An 18,864-nucleotide genomic window follows, 5' to 3' on the forward strand; every position below is an offset into this window, starting at 1 on the left:
GGCCATAGCGCCGTTATACGCGCCATAGCCACTCATACTTTGGTCTAGCCAGGCGTTGACAAGCGCCAAAAAGGCTGTCGATAATCGAGCGAGTTGTATGACGACATATGACATTGATAACAACAATAATCAGGACCAGAGCATGACAATCCTCGCCTCTGCTTCAGCGCAGCCGCTGCGCGCTCGCTCCGCATTCAACGCCACCACAGGCCCTGGAACCGGATTCGCCGGAGGCTGACGCCAGCCACCAGCAATGACCGGTCGCGTTCGGCCGGCCTGCCCCACGGGGCATTCACACCCTCCCGCCATGCAGGCTGCCATCAGGCCAGCAGGGGATGGTTCGTTCAAAAACTGGGAGCACAACAACAATGACCGCACGCAACACCCTTCCCCTGGCCCTGCTCGGCAGCACCGCGCTGGCGCTCGTGATGCCCACCGCCACCCATGCCGCCGGCTTCGTCGAAGACGCCAAGGTCACCCTCGGCCTGCGCAACTACTACTTCAACCGCAACTTCCTCAACCACTCCGGCCCGTCGGTGCAGGGCAGCGATCAGGGCCAGGCGGCCGAGTGGACCCAGAGCTTCATCCTCGATGCCCGCTCCGGTTTCACCCAAGGCACCGTCGGCTTCGGTCTGGACGTACTCGGCCTGTATGCAGTCAAGCTCGATGGCGGCAAGGGCAGCATCAACAGCGGCCTGCTGCCGGTACATGGCACGGGCAATGACCGTCATGCCCCCGATGATTACGGTCGCACCGCCGTTGCCGCCAAGGCCAGGTTGTCCAAGACCGAGCTGAAGGTGGGCGAGTGGTTCGCCGTGCTGCCGATCCTGCGCGCGGACGACGGCCGTGCGCTGCCGCAGACCTTCCAGGGCGCACAGATCACCTCCAGTGAAATCGACGGTCTGAACCTGTACGGCGGCCAGTTCTGGAAGAACAGCCAGCGTAACGACGCCAGCCGCGAGGACATGTCGTTCAACGGTATCGAGGGCGATGACTTCAACTTCGGCGGCGGTGAGTACCGCTTCAACGGCAACAACACCATGGTCGGCGCATGGCATGCGCGCCTGGAGGACGTGTACCAGCAGAGCTTCCTGCAGCTGACCCACAGCCAACCGGTCGGCGACTGGGTGCTGGGCGCCAACCTGGGTTACTTCAATGGCAAGGAAGAAGGCGCAGCCAAGGCCGGCAACCTGGACAACAAGGTCTATCAGGGCAGCCTCTCCGCCAAGACCGGCAACAACACCTTCATGGTGGCCTACCAGCGCCTGAGCGGCGATACCAAGTTCCTGCGCATTGACGGCTCCAGCGGCGGCACCCTGGTCAACGACGGCTTCACCGCCAGCTTCGACGCGCCCGAAGAGCGCTCCTGGCAGGTGCGTCACGACTACAATTTCGCCGGCCTCGGCATCCCCGGCCTGACCCTGATGAACCGCTACACCAGCGGCTCCAACATCCACACCGGCGGCCGTACCGATGCCGAGGAATGGGCGCGCGAATCGGAGCTGGCCTACACCATTCAGGAAGGCGGCCTGAAGAACCTGAGCATTCGCTGGCGTAACTCCAACGTCCGCCGTGACGTTGGTCAGGATGCCCACGAGAACCGACTGATCATCAACTACCCGCTGTCGATCCTGTAATTCCAGGCGCGCTCGCGCGTCCGATTGTCTCCATGTGTTTACGGCACTTTACGCCCGTCCTCGTGACGGGCTTTTTTTGCCCGCCAACTTTGACGCTCCCTGCGCGACGTTAACCCGTAGGGTGCGCCGTGCGCACCAGCTCCAATGCCGAACCCTTGGGTGAATGTCGCTTTTTACATCCACCAGAGCGACGGATCGGTAAAGCCTGTCCACCCTGGGCGCCATACGATGGCTCGCGAGGAGCCCCCGGTGCGCGCGGCGCACCCTACCGCAAGCGCCCTACCATCTGCGCCAGCACCGTCAGCACATCCTGCCCCAGCTTTTTCGAGCGCGCGCCATTCCAGCCGGTGCGCGGCTGCGGGTTGTCATCGTGATCCTTGAACGGCATCTCGATGGTGAACGACAGGCAATCGAAGGCCTCGCCCACCGCGTTGCAGGCCAGGGTCAGGTTGGCCTGGCCGGGCTCGTCGCGCGGGTAGCCGAAACGGGTCTGGAACTCGGCGCCGATGCTCACCAGGCGCTGGCGGAAATCTTCCTCCAGCGCGGCCAGGCGCGGCGTATAGCCGGGGTTACCCTCGCAGCCCGCGGTGAATACGTGGGGGATCTCCTCGTCGCCGTGGATATCGAGGAACAGGTCGACGCCGATGCGCTGCATATGCTGCAACGCGAACAGCACCTCGGGGCTGCGCTCGACACTGGCCGACTGCCAGGCGCGATTGAGGTCCTGCCCCGCCAGGTTGGTACGCAGATGGCCGCGGAAGGCACCGTCCGGATTCATGTTCGGTATCAGGTAGAACTCGGCCTGGCTGAGCAGCGCCTGGACCTCGGCGTCATGCGGGTCCTGCAGGCGTTCGATCAGCCCCTCCATGAACCACTCGGCCATATGCTCGCCGGGATGCTGCTGGGCGATGAGCCACAGCTTGCTCGGCGCGGCAGCCTGAGCGCCAATGCGCAGCAGCTGGATATCGCGGCCTTCCAGACTTCGGCCGCAGGCCACCAGTTCGGCCCCCCGCTCCAGGGCCTGGGCGACGAGGCGCTCGTGGCGCGCTCGCGGATAGGGCTCGAAATAGGCGAACCAGGCCTGCTCGCGCTCGGCAAGCAGCTCGAAGTGCAGTTGACCGTCCTCGAAACGGGTGGGCACGCGGAACCAGTCCTGCTGGTCGTAGCTGGCCACGGCCTGGTAGCCGTCCCAGGCCTTGTTGTAGGCCGACTGCCCGGCGTTGGTCAGGCTGAAGGCATGGCGCTGGCCTGGCTGCAGGCCCTCGACCCGGAAATGAAACCACTGGAAGTGATAGCTGTTGAGATCCGGCCGCATGGCCAGCTGCACCCGCAGCGGGTCGCTGGCATCGATGACCTGGATGTTGCCGCTGTCGAAATCCGCGCTGATCTTCATGGCTGCCTCGAGAACGAAATCAGCGCTCAGGATTGCAGCTCACCGCGGCAGTGGGAAGTCACGAGCGCGACAGACAGATAAGGCCAGGCGAACTAAGGTGAGCTAGGCAAGCCTAATAGCGACTTTGCCTCTTGCCCACGGAGTTCAACGCATGCCCAGCCCGACAGCCCCGTTACACACCACCCTGGCCCTGCTCGCCCTGGCGCTGCTGGCCGGATGCGCCGGCCGCGAGCCCACGACCGCTACTCCCTCGCAGACGCCTACGCCGCAACAGAGCGAACAGCCCGCCATCCAGGATGCGCAGAGCCAGCTGCGCCAGCAGGCCCAGCGCGGCGACCTGGACAGCCAGTTCCAGCTCGGCAGCAGCTACTTCGTCGGCCAGCCGGAGAAGAACCTCAAGCAGGCCGAATACTGGTGGAAGCAGGCCGCCGACAAGGGCCACGCCATGGCGGCGGTGAGCCTGGCCTATCTCTATACCGGGCGCGATGCCCCTGAGTTCGCCAACCAGCGCGACATGCTCAAGTACCTCAATCAGTCGGCCGCTGCAGGCAACCCCATGGCCCAGCATGTGCTGGGCAACCTCTACCGTCGCGGTGAAGGCGGCGTACCACGCGACCCTGACCAGGCCCAGCGCCTGTACCAGAGCGCCTGCCAGCAGCGCTACGAGCCTTCCTGCGCGGCGCTGGGTGGTCAGTAAGTCGAATGCCCGTTCCTAGGGTTGAAGGTCAAACAGCGCCTTGCCGCTTTCCATGTCGCTCGGGGCGGAGAAGTGTTCGTGGAAGATCAGCCAGCGGCCACCCTGGCGGCGCAGGCACTGGGTCACGCGCATCCAGCAGGTCTGCAGCTCGCCCTTCTCATTGCTGCCACCGCAGTGCAACAGGTAATGGGTCACGCCGAGATCGCCGCTGGCGGTGTAGGTCGGCTCGTGGGGCTCGAACATACCTGGGCCGCTGCACATCTCCATGCAGGCCTGCCAATGTGCCTGGTATGCCGGGCGCCCCTGGAAGCGCAAGGGGCCCACGGCATCGTAGGACACCACGTCCTCGGCGTAGTGACTCATGATGCGCGCCACGTCCTTGCTGCGGCAGGCTTCGGTCCAGTCGTTCAGAGCATCTTGCAGTTCGTGCTGACTCATGTCGTTCTCCTTCGCTGAAGTCAGGCCTTGTGGCCGCAGCAGTCGTGGGTGGGCGCGCTCTGTTCGTACTCGTCGTGCAGGCGCGTCCAGTTGAGCCCCTTGCCGTCCAGATCGGGCATGCCGTCCCAACCCTCGCCGCGGCCAAAAGGCGTGAAGTCGAGGAAATGGAAGCTGCTCATCAGCATCTCCAGCCCTCGGCCGTAACAGGAATAGGTGTGGTAGATCCGCCCGCCGTCGCGCAGGAACACGCTGACGCCGGGCTGCTCGCCCTGGATGTGATAGGTCAGGCCCAGGCGCTCGAGCTCGTCCTTATCGCGGTAGTTGTATTCGACCGGCGCGACCTGCTCGTCGGTGGTGGCGTGGTAGTCGTAGTTGAAGCGGCTGCCGTAGGAGCTGTACCAGGGCAGGGTCCAGCCCATGCGCCGCTTGAAGGCTTCGAGGTCGGCCAAGGGCGCGCGCGAGACCAGCACAAGATTGGTGTCGCGGGCATGCAGATGGGCCTGGTGGCCGATGTTGTCCACCAGGCAGGAACAGCCGTCGCAGCCCTCGCCGCGATCCATGTGGTACATGAAGTGGTAGACGATCAGCTGGCGGCGCCCGTGGAACAGCGCCTCCAGACCGACCTCGCCCTGCGGGCCGTCGAAGCGGTAATCCTCTTCCACCAGCACCATGGGCAGGGCACGGCGGGCGCGGTTGATTGCGTCGCGCTGACGGGTCAGCACCTTTTCCTGTTCGAGCAGCGCCTTGCGCGCTGCCAGCCACTGCTCACGCGTGGCGACTTCGGGGATATAGCGGCGATCCATGGCGGTTCTCCCGGTTGATCGAGTCTTGCCGGCTCAGTGCTGGCCGGCCTGCAGCTGCGCCGGCTGGATATCCAGCTCGCGCACCGGGCGCACCTCCACGCAGCCGACACGGGCGGCGGGAATGTGTCCGGCGAGCTGGATGGCCTCGTTGAGGTCGCGCGCCTCCACCAGATAGAAGCCGGCCAGTTGCTCCTTGGTTTCGGCGAAGGGGCCGTCGGTGATCGCCAGCTTGCCGCCGCGCATGCGTACGGTGGTGGCGGTCTGCACCGACTGCAGCGCCTCGGCGGCGAGCATGCGCCCGCTCTCCTGTACTGCATTGGCGTAGGCGAAGCACTCGCTGTCATGCGGGCTGTCGGGGGAGCTGTGCAGCTCCTGTTCGTTGGCGTAGACGAGGCAGAGGTATTTCATAGCGCGCTCCAGTTCCTTGGTGGGTGGGTACTGGATAGTCGAATGCGCCGGGAACGTTTCGACAATGGTCGGAAAAATATCGCAGAAGCCGATAAACGGTAGGGTGCGCCATGCGCACCCGCCTCTCCGTATTCCTTGCGCACTGCCTATTAGAAGTCTGCCGGCAACCTCGGCGCGCGCGGTGCCCCCTACTCGGGGACTTCGACGCTGACGTGAATGGCGTCGTGGCGCCAGAACTCCAGGTCGCAGTCGATGATGCGCCCGTGCTGGTCACGGTTGACCCGGGTGATGCGCAGCGCCGGGCTACCGGGCGCCACCTTGAGGCTGGCCGCAGCTTCGGCATGCAGCGCGGTAGGCACCATGTCGAAGCGCACGCGACCGTAGTGAATGCCGTACTCGCTGGCGTAGAGGTCGGTCAGCGAGCGGGTCAGGTCGAAGTCGAGGATGCCGGGGAAATAGGCCGGGTTGAGATAGTGCTCGACGTACAGCACCAGGCGCCCGTCGATGCGCCGCGCGCGGCATACCTGATAGACGCTCGACAGCGCCGGCAGCTCCAGCACCTGGCAGATTTCCGCACTGGCCGGCATCAGCCTGGCGCTCAGCACTTCGGTAGCCGGTACCCGCCCCTGCTCGGCCACCATGGCGTGGAAGTGGGTGCGAACCAGCGGGTTGTAGGCCACCCGCGTCGGTGAAACGAACCAGCCGCGCCGCTCCTCACGATAGACCAGCCCCTGCGCCTCCAGTTGCCCGAGCGCCTCGCGCAGAGTGATGCGCGTGGTATCGAACAGTTCGCTGAGCCTGCGCTCGGCCGGCAGCTTGCTGCCGGAGGGCAACAGGCCCCGGTCTATCTGCTCCTGCAGGGCGCGGCAGATGATGGTGACGGCCCGCGGCGCTTCTTCGCGCATCAATATCTCCCCTTTTGGACTAGTCCAGCCCCATGACAGGGCAAAAGCCTTCGCTAAGACGGGTTACAAGACTAGGCAGTCTAGATGACTGATAGATGACAACTCTGCTGCAAGCACGCCGCATGCCACCGCCATGCTTACTCACAGCCCAGCAAATCAGCCACTTATCCATGGTCTACGCTTGTGAAGCGCACCGGCCCGCTGCACCTAGACATCTGCCACTGGTGGCCGGACATAAAACTGTCATCGAAGGCGCCTAGATTGGCTCGGGTATTGCTGATCTAGACCAACACTCTCACTGCAAAGGAGTTTCCAATGAAACAACTGCTGCTGGCTTCACTGATGGGCTCGGCCATCGCCCTGGCGACCTCCGCCATGGCCGAAGGCACCGACTTGCAGGCACTGGAAAAGGCCGCACGCGCCGAAGGCGCGGTGAATAGCGTGGGTATGCCCGACAGCTGGGCCAACTGGAAAGACACCTGGGCCGATCTGGCCAAGCTTTACGGCCTCAAGCACCAGGACACCGACATGAGCTCGGCGCAGGAAATCGCCAAGTTCGCCGCCGAGAAGGAAAACGCCACCGCCGATATCGGTGACGTCGGCGCCGCCTTCGGCCCCATCGCCGTGCAGCAGGGCGTGACCCAGCCGTACAAGCCGAGCACCTGGGAGCAGATTCCGGACTGGGCCAAGGACAAGGACGGCCACTGGATGCTGGCCTACACCGGCTCCATCGCCTTCATCGTCAACAAGCAACTGGTCAAGGATATTCCGCGTTCCTGGGCCGACCTGAAAACCGGCACCTACAAGGTCGCCGCCGGTGACGTCAGCACCGCCGCGCAGGCCACCAACGGCGTGCTGGCCGCGGCCATCGCCCTGGGTGGCAACGAGAGCAACATCCAGCCGGCGCTGGACCTGTACGCCGACCTGGCCAAGCAGCGCCGCCTGTCGCTGGCCAACCCGACCATCCAGACCCTGGAGAAGGGTGAAGTGGAAGTCGGCGTGGTCTGGGACTTCAACGGCCTGTCCTACCGCGACCAGATCGACCCCGAGCGCTTCGAGGTGCTGATCCCGTCCGACGGTTCGGTGATCTCCGGCTACAGCACCATCATCAACAAGTGGGCGAAGAACCCCAACGCCGCCAAACTGACCCGCGAATACATCCTCAGCGATGCCGGGCAGATCAATCTGGCCAAGGGCCACGCCCGTCCGATCCGCGCCGAGCACATCGACCTGCCGGCCGAGGTACAGGCCAAGCTGCTGCCGCAAGAGCAGTACGCCAAGGTCCAGCCGATCAAGGATGCCGCCGCCTGGGAAGCCACCTCCAAGGCACTGCCGCGGCTGTGGCAGGAGCACGTGATCATCAATATGAATTGATGCAGCCGCGACACCATTGATCCGTAGCCCGGATGAAATCCGGGGCAATCGCCAAGTACGCCCCCGGATTGCATCCGGGCTACGACCGAACGAGAGAAACCCATGAAGCACAACGTCATCCTGGTGGTACTGGATGGCCTGAGCTATCAGGTGGCCCAGCATGCGCTGGGCCACCTGTTGGCTTACTGCCAGGCCGGGCGCGCTGCGCTGTACAAGCTCGACTGCGCACTGCCGGCACTGTCCCGCCCGCTCTACGAATGCATCCTCACCGGCGTGGCGCCCATCGACAGCGGCATCGTGCACAACGATGTGGTACGCCTGTCGAATCAGCGCAGCATCTTTCACTACGCCCGTGACGCCGGCCTGAGCACCGCCGCCGCGGCCTATCACTGGGTCAGCGAGCTTTACAACCGCGCGCCCTTCCAGGCCGCCCGCGACCGCCACACCAGCGATGAGTCGCTGCCGATCCAGTACGGCCACTTCTATTACGCCGACCATTACCCGGATTCGCACCTGCTGGCCGATGCCGACAGCCTGCGCCAGCTTCACGCGCCGAACCTGCTGCTGGTGCACCCGATGAACATCGACGACGCCGGCCACAAGCACGGCCTCGACAGTTCGCAGTACCGCAACGCCGCGCGCATGGCCGACGTGCTGCTGGCCGAATATATCCAGACCTGGCTCGACGCCGGTTACCAGATTCTGGTGACTGCCGACCACGGCATGAACAACGACCGCAGCCACAACGGCGTGCTGCCGGAAGAGCGCGAAGTGCCGCTGATCGTTCTCGGCAGCGCCTTCAGCCTCGATCCTGCAGCCCGCCCACAACAGACCGAGCTGTGCGGCACCATCTGCCAGCTGCTCGGCGCGGCCCACGACAAACCCTGGTGCAGGGAATTGCTTGCATGAAATCCACCATCTCCAGCAAGGGCTGGGCATTGCTGTGCCTGGTGCCCTTCGCGCTGTTCTTCTTCGCCTTCCAGATCGCACCACTGGCCTGGGTGGCGAGCAACAGCCTGAACACCGCCGACGGCTGGGGCCTGGGCAATTTCCAGCAGGCCTTCTCCTCGGCGTTCTACCGCCAGGCCATGCGCCACAGTCTGGAGGTCGCCTTCTGGTCGAGCCTGTTCGGCATCGTCGTCGCCATCATCGGCAGCTATTCGCTGCGCCAGGTCAGCAGCCGCCTGCGCGATTTCGTCATGGCGTTTTCCAACATGACCAGCAACTTCTCCGGGGTGCCGCTGGCCTTCGCCTTCATCATCCTGCTCGGCTTCAACGGCGCGCTGACCATCCTGCTCAAGCAGATGGGGGTGATCGAGGACTTCAACCTCTACTCCAAGACCGGCCTGATCGTGCTTTACACCTACTTCCAGATCCCCCTCGGCGTGCTGCTGCTCTACCCGGCCTTCGACGCCCTGCGCGAGGACTGGCGCGAGTCGGCCGAACTGCTCGGCGCCAATACCTGGCAGTTCTGGCGGCATATCGGCCTGCCGGTGCTGACCCCGGCGCTGCTCGGTACCTTCGTCATCCTCCTGGCCAATGCCCTGGGCGCCTACGCCACGGTGTACGCGCTGACCACCGGCAACTTCAACATCCTGCCGATCCGTATCGCGTCGATGGTTTCCGGCGACATCTTCCTTGACCCGAACATGGCCAGCGCGCTGGCGATGGTGCTGGTCGGCCTGATGACCCTGATCACCATCGTCCACCAATGGCTGCTGCGCCGGAGCTACCATGTCGCCCGCTGAAAAACGCTCGCCGCTGTTCCACCAACTGGTGGTCTACCTGCTGTTTCTGATCCTGCTGTTGCCGTTGCTCGGCACGCTGGTGTACTCACTGTCCACAAGTTGGTCGGCGACCATCCTGCCCAGCGGCTTCACCTTCAAGTGGTACGTGGCGCTGTGGAGCGATGCGCGCTTTCTCGCCGCCTTCGGCCGCTCGCTGCTGGTGTGCTTCGGCGCCCTGGCGTTGTCGCTGCTGCTGATCCTGCCGCTGCTGTTCGTGGTCAACTACCACTTCCCCAAGCTGGACGCGCTGATGAACGTGCTGATCCTGCTGCCGTTCGCCATTCCGCCGGTGGTGTCCTCGGTGGGCCTGATGCAGCTGTTCGCGTCCGGCCCGCTGCCGATCCTCGGCACGCCGTGGATCCTGATCGGCTGCTACTTCACCATCGCCCTGCCCTTTATGTACCGCGCCATCACCAACAACCTGCAGGCGATCAACCTGCGCGACCTGATGGACGCTGCCCACCTGCTCGGCGCCAGCACCTGGCGCGCAGCGTTCCTGGTGGTGCTGCCCAATCTGCGCAAGGGTTTGATGGTTTCGGTGTTCCTGTCCTTCAGCTTCCTGTTCGGCGAGTTCGTCTTCGCCAACCTGCTGGTGGGCAGCCGCTATGAAACGCTGCAGGTGTACCTGTACAACATGCGCAACGACAGCGGCCATTTCACCAGCGCTCTGGTGATCTCCTATTTCATGTTCGTGCTGCTGATGACCTGGGCAGCCAACCGTCTGAACAAGGACAAATCATGAGTTACCTGAATATCCGCGGCCTGCATAAAAGCTACGGTGCAACGCCCATCTTCACCGACATCAACATCGAGATCGGCCAGGGCCAGTTCATCACCCTGCTCGGCCCGTCCGGCTGCGGCAAGTCCACCCTGCTGCGCTGCATCGCCGGCCTGACCGCGGTCGACGGCGGGCAGATCCTGCTGGACGGCGAGGACCTGGTGCCCATGCCGCCGCAAAAACGCGGCATCGGCATGGTGTTCCAGAGCTATGCGCTGTTCCCCAACATGACCGTGCAACAGAACGTCGCCTTCGGCCTGCGTATGCAGAAGGTCCCAGCCGCCGAGGCCAGCAAGCGCGTCGCCGAGGTGCTGGAGCTGGTGGAACTGAGCGACTACGCCAATCGTTACCCGCAACAGCTCTCCGGCGGCCAGTGCCAGCGTGTGGCCCTGGCCCGCTCGCTGGTCACTCGTCCGCGCCTGCTGCTGCTCGACGAACCACTGTCGGCGCTGGATGCGCGCATCCGCAAGCACCTGCGCGAGCAGATCCGCGCGATCCAGCGCGAGCTGGGCCTGACCACCATCTTCGTCACCCACGATCAGGAAGAGGCGCTGGTGTTGTCCGACCGCATCGTGCTGATGAACGGCGGACAGATCGTCCAGAGCGGCGACGCCGAAACCCTCTACACTGCGCCGGCCGATGCCTTCGCCGCCGGTTTTATCGGCAACTACAACCTGCTCGACGCCGAGGCCGCCAGCCGCCTGCTCGGCCAGCCGATCGGCAGCCGCGTGGCGATTCGCCCGGAAGCCATCCACTTCGCCGACGGCGGCATCGAGGCGCAGATTCGCAGCCACAGCCTACTCGGCAACGTGATCCGCTACCGCGTCGAAGCACGCGGCGTGGAATTGCTGGTAGACGTGCTCAACCGCTCCGCCGCCGACCTGCACCACGACGGCCAGAGCGTCAGCCTGGCCATAGGCGCCGATGCGATCCGGGAGGTGGCGTGATGGCCCTGGCAATCTTCGATCTCGACGAAACCCTGATCCACGGCGACTGCGCCAGTCTGTGGGCAGTGGAAATGACCAAGCTGGGCTGGGCCGATGGCGAAGCCTTCATCGCCCGCGAACAGGAGCTGATGCACCTGTATGCGGCGGGCGAGCTGGCCATGGAGGACTACATGGCCTTCACCCTGGCGCCACTGGTGGGGCGCACACCCGAGGAGGTCGCCCATGTGGTCGAGCCCTTCGTCGAGGATGTGATCGAGCCGATCTTCTACAGCGACGCCAGCCGCACCCTGGCCGCGCACCGCGAAGCCGGCGATCGCCTGCTGGTGATCTCCGCCTCGGCGCATTTTCTGGTCAGCGCCATCGCCGAGCGCTTCGGCATCGACGAGGTATTGGCCATCGACCTGGAGCAGCAGCACGGCTTCTACAGCGGCCGCACCCAGGGCGTACTGACCTACCGCGAAGGCAAGGTGACACGGCTACAGGCCTGGCTCGCCGAGCAGAACGAGAACCTGGCCGGCGCCAGCTTCTATTCCGACTCGCGCAACGACCTGCCGCTGCTGCAACTGGTGGACAGGCCATTCGCGGTCAACCCCGACCCGACCCTGCGCGCCCACGCCGAACAGGCCGGCTGGCCGATTCTCAACTGGCGCTGATTCGGCCCGTAGGGTGCGCCGTGCGCACCGGGGTCCTCTGATGCGTGCGGTCCACCATCGCGCCCGCTGTTTCAAGGTGCGCCTGGCGCACCCTACAAGGGTGCGCTAGGCCACCGGGCGTTCAGCGACTCACTCAACGTGCCGAGCTGAGCATCTCGATTTCACGAAGCTCGACATCACGGCGCAGGTAATCCATGCGCCTTTCGTGAAACTCGCGCATGTGCGGCAGCGCCATGTGCTCGGCCAGCGCCTCCCGCGATGCCCATACCTCGTAGAAGATGAACAGGGTCGGGTCCTGCACGTCGCGCAGCATGTGGTATTCGATGCAGCCGGGCTCGGCGCGGCTGGGTTCGACGTAAGCCCGGAACAGCCGCTCGAAGGCTTCGGCCTGTTCGGGTCGGGTGTGGGCGTGGAGGATAAAGGCATACATCGGGAAGGCTCCGGATAAGGAATACCTCCTCACCTTAACGCAGGCTTCAGCTCGCATTTCATGACTTTCAGTCAACAATAATTTGACCGCTGCGGGGTATTTCACGCGCGCAGGGCCCGATAACCTGCCGCCACATTTTCCGGAGACCCCCGATGAAAAAGATCCTCCTGCTCAATGGCGGCAAACAGTTCGCCCATTCCAACGGCCAGTACAACACCACCCTGCACGACGCTGCCGTGGCCTTTCTCGACCGCGCCGGTTTCGATATCAAGACCACCTTCATCGACGGCGGCTACGACGTCGAGGACGAGGTACAGAAATTCCTCTGGGCCGACGTGGTGATCTATCAGATGCCCGGCTGGTGGATGGGCGCCCCCTGGACGGTGAAGAAGTATCTGGACGAGGTGTTCACCACCGGCCACGGCAGCCTCTACGCCAACGACGGCCGCACCCGCTCCGACGCCTCGCAGAAGTACGGTAGCGGCGGGCTGATCCAGGGCAAGCAGTACATGCTGTCGCTGACCTGGAACGCCCCGGTGCAGGCCTTCGAGGACCCGACCGACTTCTTCGAAGGCAAGGGCGTGGACGCGGTGTACTTCCCCTTCCACAAGGCCAACGAATTCCTCGGCATGAGCGCCCTGCCCACCTTCATCTGCAACGACGTGATGAAGGTGCCGAACATCGAGCGCGACGTGGCGCGCTACGAACAGCACCTGGCTCAGGTGTTCGGCGTCGCCTGAGGCAGCTCAGCGTCCGCCGAACAGCGCGGTCCAGTAGATGCCGGCGTCGCTTTGCGGGTCGCTGCCGTAGGCGGCGCCGAGTTCCTCGAACTGTGGGTTCATCAGGTTGGCGCAATGAGCCGGGCTGGCCAGCCAGCCTTCGACCACCTTGTCAGCCGTGTCCAATGCAGCGGCGATGTTCTCGCCAATGCGCCCACCGCCATAGCCGGCCAGCTCCGCACGATCCCCCGGAGTCCGGCCGTCGCGGCCCTGGTGAGCGAAGAAGTTGTCATTGGCCATGGCGCGGCTATGCGACTCGGCTGCCGTGGCCAGCTCCGCGCTCCAGGTCAGCGGTGCGGCTGCGGCGAACTGCTGAGCGCCGCACTGGCGCGCCTGGGCGCGGGCGGCGTTGATGCGCTGCAGCAGGTTCTGTCCTTCGGCCTGCCAGTCGCCGAGGCGGCCACTGAGCAGTGGGCGCGCCAGGACGATGCGCCAGTCGCGGTCCATGCGGCTGACGCCGATGTCGATGAACTGCGGGTCGAGCAGCACCCGGCAGAAGCTCTCCGCCAGCGCCTGCATCGCCGCCTGCGCATCGCGCGGACCGGACAGGCTGATGGCCTGCACATTGACCAGCGGATAGCCCGACGCACTCAGCGCCTGCTGCAGGTCACCGGTGCCGGCCGCCGGCAGCAGCAGACGCGTATCGCTGCTCAACGGCGGCAGTGGCTCGGAAACCTGCACGCCGCAGCGCTGCACCTCGCCGCGGTAGGCATTGATGGCTTCGATCAGCCGCGCCTCGTCCGCTGCCTGCGCCGTGACGGCGAACAGACCCAGCGTCAGAACGACGGCGAAAAAGGGCAAGCGCATAGGACTCTCCTTGCAAACCGACCGTGCAGATGATGCGCGATGGGGCGCCTTTGGCCTAGTGGGTGGTGGGTCAGACCTTCGTTTACTGGGGAAAGTGCTGCACCGACTGCACCAGAGGCGACCGATCATCCAGAAGCCTGCGCAGCCATTCGCGTCTGGCGCCAGGCGGCGTATGGTGAAAGCTCCACTCCATTGAGGAGAAATCGCCATGTTCAAGGTAACCCGCAGCGGCGATCAGCGCATCGACGTGGATTTCACCGGCAAGCTGGACAGCGAGGCCATGCGTGTCGCCCTCGACGAATTGATTCAGGCCGCCGAAGGCATAGAGCACGGCAAGATGTTCTATCGCGTCGGCAGTTTCGAATGGCCAACGCTCGGTGCGGTGGGCGTCGAGCTCAAGCGCATTCCGCAGCTGCTGCGCCTGATTCGCCAGTTCGACCGGGTGGCGGTGGTGGCCGATCAGCAGTGGCTGCGCACCGCCAGCGAGGTGGAGGGCGCACTGATTCCGGGCCTGACCATCAAGGCCTTCGATTCGATCCACGAAGCGCAGGCCGAAGCCTGGTTGCAGCAATGAGGCAAGCGCGCTGCCGAGCGCCTCGGCAGCGCCTCGTTGCGTTGTCGCACATGGGGGACGACGAGCCGGACGCAACCCGACGCCCGCCGGCCCCGTATGCTTGGCGAGTCGATTGCGCTAGGCTCTGCACCTCAATCGAAAGGAGATACTCCCATGGCTCGCGCCACTGCCCGTCACATCCTGGTTGCCAGCGAAGACAAGTGCAACGAACTGAAAGCCGCCATCGAAGGTGGCGCCGACTTTGCCCAGCTGGCGAAGGACAACTCCAGCTGCCCGTCCGGCCGTAACGGCGGCGACCTGGGCTCGTTCGGCCCCGGCCAGATGGTCAAGGAATTCGACACCGTGGTGTTCAGCGCACCGGTCGGCGTGGTCCAGGGCCCGGTCAAGACCCAGTTCGGTTATCACCTGCTGGAAGTCACCAGCCGCCAGGACTGATGATGCCAAGGGCGCGGCCGCCACGGCGGCCCGCCCTCGTTCCCGCCTTTTCACCGCCCCTCCCCCTGGGTTTCAGCCATGAAGCGCGGCATTCGGCTAGCCTCCTTTCTGCTGGTGTTCATCTGCCTGTCTCTGGCCCTGCTGACGGCATGGCAAATCTGGTTCTCCCGCGAGCGCGCAATACGCGAGCTGAACGTGGCCAACCTCAATCTGGTTCAGGCGCTGGACAACTACACCGAGGGCGTGATTCGCCAGTCCGAACTGGTGCTGAACGACCTGAGCGAGCGCGTGCAAGGGGCTGACTTCTCCCCGCAGGAGCAGGAGCGAATCAGGAGACTGCTGCAACAGCAGACCCAGGTACTCGGCCTGGCCAACGCCATCGTCATTTACGATACCCAGGGCGACCGGCTGCTGGCCTCCAGCAGCGCCCCCCAGTCCGGCCTCAACGCGGCCGACCGCGCCTTCTTCATTCATCACCGCGACGATCCCTCGACGGATATTTTCATCGGCCCCACCATCAAGAGCCGCATTACCGGCGACTGGGTCTTCACCGTCAGCCGCCGGCTTAACGATGCCGATGGCGGCTTCGCCGGAGCGGTGGCCGTCACCCTGGGTGTCGAGCATTTCCTGCATTTCTATGGCGGTCTCGACCTCGGCGAACATGGCTCGATGAGCCTGTCGAGCAGCGCCGGCCTGCTGCTGTTTCGCCAACCCTTTCGTGAGCAGGATGTAGGCCTCGACTGGTCCGACTCGCCGGTGCTGCAAATCCTGCGCGAGAAGCACGAAGGCACCTCCATCCAGACGTCGCGCATCGACGGCATCGAGCGCCTCTATGCGTTTCGCCGCAATGAGCGCCTGCCGCTGATCACCGTGATCGCGGTCGGCCGTGCCGAGGCCCTGGCGGCCTGGCGCCGCGATGCCGAGCTGTTCGCCGCGCTGATTCTGCTTCTGCTGCTGGCCATCGGCGTCATCGGCCAACGCCTGATTCTCGATATCCGCCGCCGCTCGCGCATGGAGCAGCAATTGCTGAGCGCGAGGGAGGAGCTGCTCGATGCCAATGCCCGGCTGGAGGTGCTGGCGTCGCAGGATGCCCTGACCGGCCTGGCCAACCGACGCAGCTTCGACCAGACCCTCGAGGTGGAGATTCGCCGCGCCCAGCGTCGTGGTTCGCCGCTGTCGCTGATGCTGCTGGATATCGACCTGTTCAAGCGCTACAACGACCGCTACGGCCATGTGGCCGGCGATGCCTGCCTGCGCGCAGTGGCCGATGTGCTCAGACAATGCATGCGGCGCCCCGGCGACCTGGCGGCGCGCTACGGTGGCGAGGAACTGGCGGTGATCCTACCCAACGTCGACAGCGAAGGTGCCCAGACCGTGGCCCGAACCTTCCTGCAGGCCCTAGAACAGCGCCACCTCGCCCATCAGGGCAGCCCCTTTCAGCGAGTCACGGTGAGCGCTGGCCTGGCCAGCCTGATCCCCAGCGCCGAGGACAGCAGCGCCCAGGCCGTTGCCCTGATCCGCAGCGCCGACCAGGCCCTGTATCGCGCCAAGAGCAATGGCCGTAACCGCCTGGAGTGCGCCGAAGCACCGAGACGAGACGCCAGCGGCGGCGACTCGGCCAGTCATCCGGGCTGAATGCGGGCCGTCCGAAAAACGCTAGAGCGCCCGCACGGTGCGCTGGCGCCAGCTATCGAGCAGCCGGCCGCCCCAGACGTTGAGCAGCAGCCCGGCCATCACCAGAATGGCGCCGACCACCTGCAGCGAACCCAGGCGTTCGCCCAGCAGCAACGCCGACGAGCTGATGCCCACCACCGGCACCAGCAGGGAGAACGGTGCCACCTGGCTGGCCGGATAGCGCGACAGCAGGCGGCTCCACAGGCCATAACCGAGCAGCGTGGCGCCGAACGCCAGATAGGCCAGCACCGCCAGCGATTGCAGGCCGATGCCGCGCAGCGACGCGCCGATCAGCGCCGGCCCCTCCAGCCACAGCGACAGCGCCAGAAACGGCAGCGGCGGTATCAGACTGCCCCAGACCACTAGCCCCAGCAGATTGACCTTGCCCAGTTTGCGCGTGACCACATTGCCCAGTGCCCACATCGAGGCCGCGGCGATGGTCAGGACGAAACCGGCCAGGGTCATCGCCTGGCCGCTCTGCAGGCCGATCAGCGCCAGGCCGCAAGCGGCCACCAGCAAACCGAACAGGTTGCTGCCGCGCAGGCGCTCGCCGAGAAACAGGGCGGCGAAGAACAGGGTGAAGAACGCCTGCGACTGCAGCACCAGCGAGGCCAGCCCGGCCGGCATGCCGACATGCATGGCGTAGAAAAGAAAGGCGAACTGCCCGACCGAGATGGTCATGCCATAGGCCAGCAGCCAGCGCAGCGGCACCTGCGGCCGACGTACCAACAGAATGGCGGGAAAAGCGGCGAGCATGAAGCGCAGCGCGCCCATCAGCATCGGCGGCATACCCTCGAGCCCGACCTTGATCACCACGAAATTCAGGCCCCAGACGACGATCACCAGCAGAGCCAGCAGCAGATCCTTGGGCGACATGGGACGGTCCTCGGGAAGGGAGCGTCCATTAGAGCAACGCCAGCCACGCCGCGGCAGACACAGTGCCCGACGGAAAACGCCACACAGTGAGCAGATCGTCCAACCTCGGCGAGAACATTCTGTCACCTCGCGCCCTTTGCTACCCTGCGCCCTCCGCCTGACCAGAGCACGCCATGACGCTGCACGACTTCCTTCTATTCGCCCTACCGGCGGTGTTTCTCACCGGGCTGTCCAAAGGTGGTTTTGGCGGCGCGCTGGGCGGCATTGCCGTGCCGCTGCTGGCACTGGCCACCTCGCCGAAACAGGCCGTGGCAGTGATGCTGCCGATTCTCTGTCTGGCCGATATGGTCGGGCTGAAGGCCTACTGGCGCAGGTGGGATACGGCCAACCTCAAGGTCATGCTGCCGGGCGCGGTAATTGGTATCGCCATCGGGTCGCTGACCTTCGGTTTCTTCGACGAACGCGCCATCGGTCTGCTGATCGGGGTCATCGCCGTGAGCTTCGTCGGCCTCGGCCTGCTGCTCGCCAACCAGGCGCCGAGGCCGCTGCACAAGGGCCGTGGCCTGCTGCTGTCGAGCCTGGCCGGCTTCACCAGCTTCGTGGCCCACGCCGGCGGCCCACCGGTGATGATGCACCTGCTGCCGCAGCAGCTGGAAAAACTGCGCTTCGTAGCCACCATCAACCTGTTCTTCCTGCTGACCAACGCGGCCAAGCTATTCCCCTACGCGGCCTTGGGTCAGTTCAGCCGGGACAACCTGCTGCTCAGCCTGATGCTCGCGCCCATCGTGCCGCTGGGGGTATGGAGCGGGTTGTGGCTGCAATCGCGGGTCAACCACCAGTGGTTCTACCGCATCGCCCGGTTGGGCATCCTGCTGGCCGGGCTGCAGCTGATCTGGCGCAATCTTTAGGGTGCGAAATCGACCAGACCGTAGGGGGTGGCTGTATCCATAGAAGCCGGTGCGCATGGCGCACCCTACGCGCAACGGTCCGTAGGGTGCGCCGTGCGCACCAGAGCCCCGCTTGCCCCTCTATTGCTCAGGGCTCGATCACCCGCCACAACTCGGGCCACTCGCCGGGATTGCCCCCCGCGCAGCGGTTCATGAGGCTGAATGAGGCCAACTGGAAGCGCTCGCCATCGAACCGCCAACTGCCCGACTCGCCGCAATCGGCGATGCCGCGCCCCTTGTACAAATAGGCCAGCTCGCCCTTCTCCGGCTGGTAGCTGACCCAGCCGGACAACCCGTCGTGGTCCAACGGCAGCGGATCGAGCCGCATGTCCTGCGCGGCATAGGGTGGCTGACGGCTGACGCGATAAACGGCGAAATCGCAGTTGTAGGCCGCGCACCAGGTGCGGATCAGCACCAGCGCCTCGTGCTCGTTGAGGGCGAAGGCCTCGGCCTCCGGGGTGCTGTCCATCTCCTCCTCGACCCATGCGCTGCGCGTGGCCGCCATCACCGCCTCGGCGATGG

General features: G+C 64.9%; 22 protein-coding genes. 13 read left to right on the top strand and 9 right to left on the bottom strand.

The features are described 5' to 3' along the window. Positions 1-368: 368 nt before the first annotated feature. Positions 369-1,637 carry an OprD family porin gene (locus tag N7333_RS08635; RefSeq protein ID WP_003245733.1) on the top strand — a complete coding sequence of 423 codons (1,269 nt, stop codon included), beginning with the start codon at positions 369-371 and terminating at the stop codon, positions 1,635-1,637. A 265-nt stretch (positions 1,638-1,902) separates the two neighbouring features. Here the strand turns inward: N7333_RS08635 and N7333_RS08640 are convergent, their stop codons facing one another. After that, complete coding sequence (locus N7333_RS08640) at positions 1,903-3,030, bottom strand: M14-type cytosolic carboxypeptidase (RefSeq protein WP_129481587.1); 1,128 nt, start codon at positions 3,028-3,030, stop codon at positions 1,903-1,905. A gap of 151 nt (positions 3,031-3,181) precedes the next feature. Between N7333_RS08640 and N7333_RS08645 the strand changes: the two genes are divergently transcribed. Next, positions 3,182-3,727 carry a tetratricopeptide repeat protein gene (locus tag N7333_RS08645; RefSeq protein ID WP_003245737.1) on the top strand — a complete coding sequence of 182 codons (546 nt, stop codon included), beginning with the start codon at positions 3,182-3,184 and terminating at the stop codon, positions 3,725-3,727. 15 nt (positions 3,728-3,742) lie between these two features. On the opposite strand, the gene N7333_RS08650 is transcribed toward N7333_RS08645, so the two are convergent. The 4 genes from N7333_RS08650 to N7333_RS08665 form a co-directional block, all read right to left on the bottom strand. Next, positions 3,743-4,165, bottom strand: a complete 423-nt coding sequence (locus N7333_RS08650) for a nuclear transport factor 2 family protein (protein WP_129481588.1) — start codon at positions 4,163-4,165, stop codon at positions 3,743-3,745. A 20-nt stretch (positions 4,166-4,185) separates the two neighbouring features. Further along, entirely contained in the window at positions 4,186-4,968 is a 783-nt protein-coding gene (locus N7333_RS08655; RefSeq protein WP_129481589.1) for a DUF899 domain-containing protein, read from the bottom strand. 33 nt (positions 4,969-5,001) lie between these two features. Continuing rightward, positions 5,002-5,376, bottom strand: coding sequence for a YciI family protein (locus N7333_RS08660; protein ID WP_012017940.1), 375 nt, complete (start codon positions 5,374-5,376; stop codon positions 5,002-5,004). A 188-nt stretch (positions 5,377-5,564) separates the two neighbouring features. Beyond that, the gene (locus N7333_RS08665) at positions 5,565-6,281 is read right to left on the bottom strand and encodes a UTRA domain-containing protein (protein WP_003245744.1); all 717 of its coding nucleotides are present in this window, start codon (positions 6,279-6,281) and stop codon (positions 5,565-5,567) included. A gap of 315 nt (positions 6,282-6,596) precedes the next feature. On the opposite strand from N7333_RS08665, the gene N7333_RS08670 reads away from it, so the two are divergent. The 6 genes from N7333_RS08670 to N7333_RS08695 all read left to right on the top strand — a co-directional run bounded on the left by N7333_RS08670 (position 6,597) and on the right by N7333_RS08695 (position 11,820). Next, on the top strand, positions 6,597-7,655 hold the full coding sequence (locus tag N7333_RS08670; RefSeq protein WP_003245746.1) for an ABC transporter substrate-binding protein: 1,059 nt from the start codon (positions 6,597-6,599) through the stop codon (positions 7,653-7,655). Positions 7,656-7,757: 102 nt separating this feature from the next. Beyond that, positions 7,758-8,564 carry an alkaline phosphatase family protein gene (locus N7333_RS08675; protein ID WP_129481590.1) on the top strand — a complete coding sequence of 269 codons (807 nt, stop codon included), beginning with the start codon at positions 7,758-7,760 and terminating at the stop codon, positions 8,562-8,564. Beyond that, positions 8,561-9,403 (top strand): ABC transporter permease subunit, encoded by an 843-nt coding sequence (locus N7333_RS08680; protein WP_096825957.1) that lies wholly within the window; start codon positions 8,561-8,563, stop codon positions 9,401-9,403. Before N7333_RS08675 ends, N7333_RS08680 begins: the two co-directional genes overlap by 4 nt. Then, positions 9,390-10,184, top strand: a complete 795-nt coding sequence (locus N7333_RS08685) for an ABC transporter permease (protein WP_003245751.1) — start codon at positions 9,390-9,392, stop codon at positions 10,182-10,184. Before N7333_RS08680 ends, N7333_RS08685 begins: the two co-directional genes overlap by 14 nt. Next, the gene (locus N7333_RS08690) at positions 10,181-11,167 is read left to right on the top strand and encodes an ABC transporter ATP-binding protein (protein WP_129481591.1); all 987 of its coding nucleotides are present in this window, start codon (positions 10,181-10,183) and stop codon (positions 11,165-11,167) included. The genes N7333_RS08685 and N7333_RS08690 overlap by 4 nt, the downstream gene beginning before the upstream one ends. Next, positions 11,167-11,820: an HAD family hydrolase gene (locus tag N7333_RS08695; protein ID WP_129481592.1), complete on the top strand. Its 654-nt coding sequence runs from the start codon at positions 11,167-11,169 to the stop codon at positions 11,818-11,820. The genes N7333_RS08690 and N7333_RS08695 overlap by 1 nt, the downstream gene beginning before the upstream one ends. Positions 11,821-11,953: 133 nt before the next feature. Here N7333_RS08695 and N7333_RS08700 read toward each other — a convergent pair whose 3' ends face one another. After that, a complete protein-coding gene (locus tag N7333_RS08700; RefSeq protein WP_129481593.1) occupies positions 11,954-12,250 on the bottom strand; it encodes a putative quinol monooxygenase in 297 nt (98 codons plus the stop codon). 152 nt (positions 12,251-12,402) lie between these two features. Here N7333_RS08700 and N7333_RS08705 point away from each other — a divergent pair, with 152 nt between their 5' ends. After that, positions 12,403-12,990 (top strand): NAD(P)H-dependent oxidoreductase, encoded by a 588-nt coding sequence (locus N7333_RS08705; RefSeq protein ID WP_129481594.1) that lies wholly within the window; start codon positions 12,403-12,405, stop codon positions 12,988-12,990. A 6-nt stretch (positions 12,991-12,996) separates the two neighbouring features. Here N7333_RS08705 and N7333_RS08710 read toward each other — a convergent pair whose 3' ends face one another. Next, positions 12,997-13,836: a CAP domain-containing protein gene (locus N7333_RS08710; protein WP_129481595.1), complete on the bottom strand. Its 840-nt coding sequence runs from the start codon at positions 13,834-13,836 to the stop codon at positions 12,997-12,999. Between the two features lie 208 nt (positions 13,837-14,044). Between N7333_RS08710 and N7333_RS08715 the strand changes: the two genes are divergently transcribed. The 3 genes from N7333_RS08715 (at position 14,045) to N7333_RS08725 (ending at position 16,480) form a co-directional block, all read left to right on the top strand. After that, entirely contained in the window at positions 14,045-14,410 is a 366-nt protein-coding gene (locus N7333_RS08715; protein WP_003245762.1) for an STAS/SEC14 domain-containing protein, read from the top strand. 153 nt (positions 14,411-14,563) lie between these two features. Beyond that, a complete protein-coding gene (locus tag N7333_RS08720; RefSeq protein ID WP_012019284.1) occupies positions 14,564-14,845 on the top strand; it encodes a peptidylprolyl isomerase in 282 nt (93 codons plus the stop codon). A 78-nt stretch (positions 14,846-14,923) separates the two neighbouring features. After that, the gene (locus tag N7333_RS08725; protein WP_129481596.1) at positions 14,924-16,480 is read left to right on the top strand and encodes a sensor domain-containing diguanylate cyclase; all 1,557 of its coding nucleotides are present in this window, start codon (positions 14,924-14,926) and stop codon (positions 16,478-16,480) included. Between the two features lie 21 nt (positions 16,481-16,501). On the opposite strand, the gene N7333_RS08730 is transcribed toward N7333_RS08725, so the two are convergent. Beyond that, positions 16,502-17,395 carry an EamA family transporter gene (locus N7333_RS08730; protein WP_129481597.1) on the bottom strand — a complete coding sequence of 298 codons (894 nt, stop codon included), beginning with the start codon at positions 17,393-17,395 and terminating at the stop codon, positions 16,502-16,504. A 173-nt stretch (positions 17,396-17,568) separates the two neighbouring features. Here N7333_RS08730 and N7333_RS08735 point away from each other — a divergent pair, with 173 nt between their 5' ends. Next, entirely contained in the window at positions 17,569-18,303 is a 735-nt protein-coding gene (locus N7333_RS08735; protein WP_129481598.1) for a sulfite exporter TauE/SafE family protein, read from the top strand. 127 nt (positions 18,304-18,430) lie between these two features. Here the strand turns inward: N7333_RS08735 and N7333_RS08740 are convergent. Next, a partial coding sequence (locus N7333_RS08740) for a DUF1176 domain-containing protein (RefSeq protein ID WP_279858691.1) occupies positions 18,431-18,864 on the bottom strand: 434 nt, incomplete at its 5' end.

It is taken from the genome of Pseudomonas sp. GD04158 (assembly GCF_029834875.1).
Classification (GTDB): Bacteria; Pseudomonadota; Gammaproteobacteria; order Pseudomonadales; family Pseudomonadaceae; genus Aquipseudomonas; species Aquipseudomonas hydrolytica.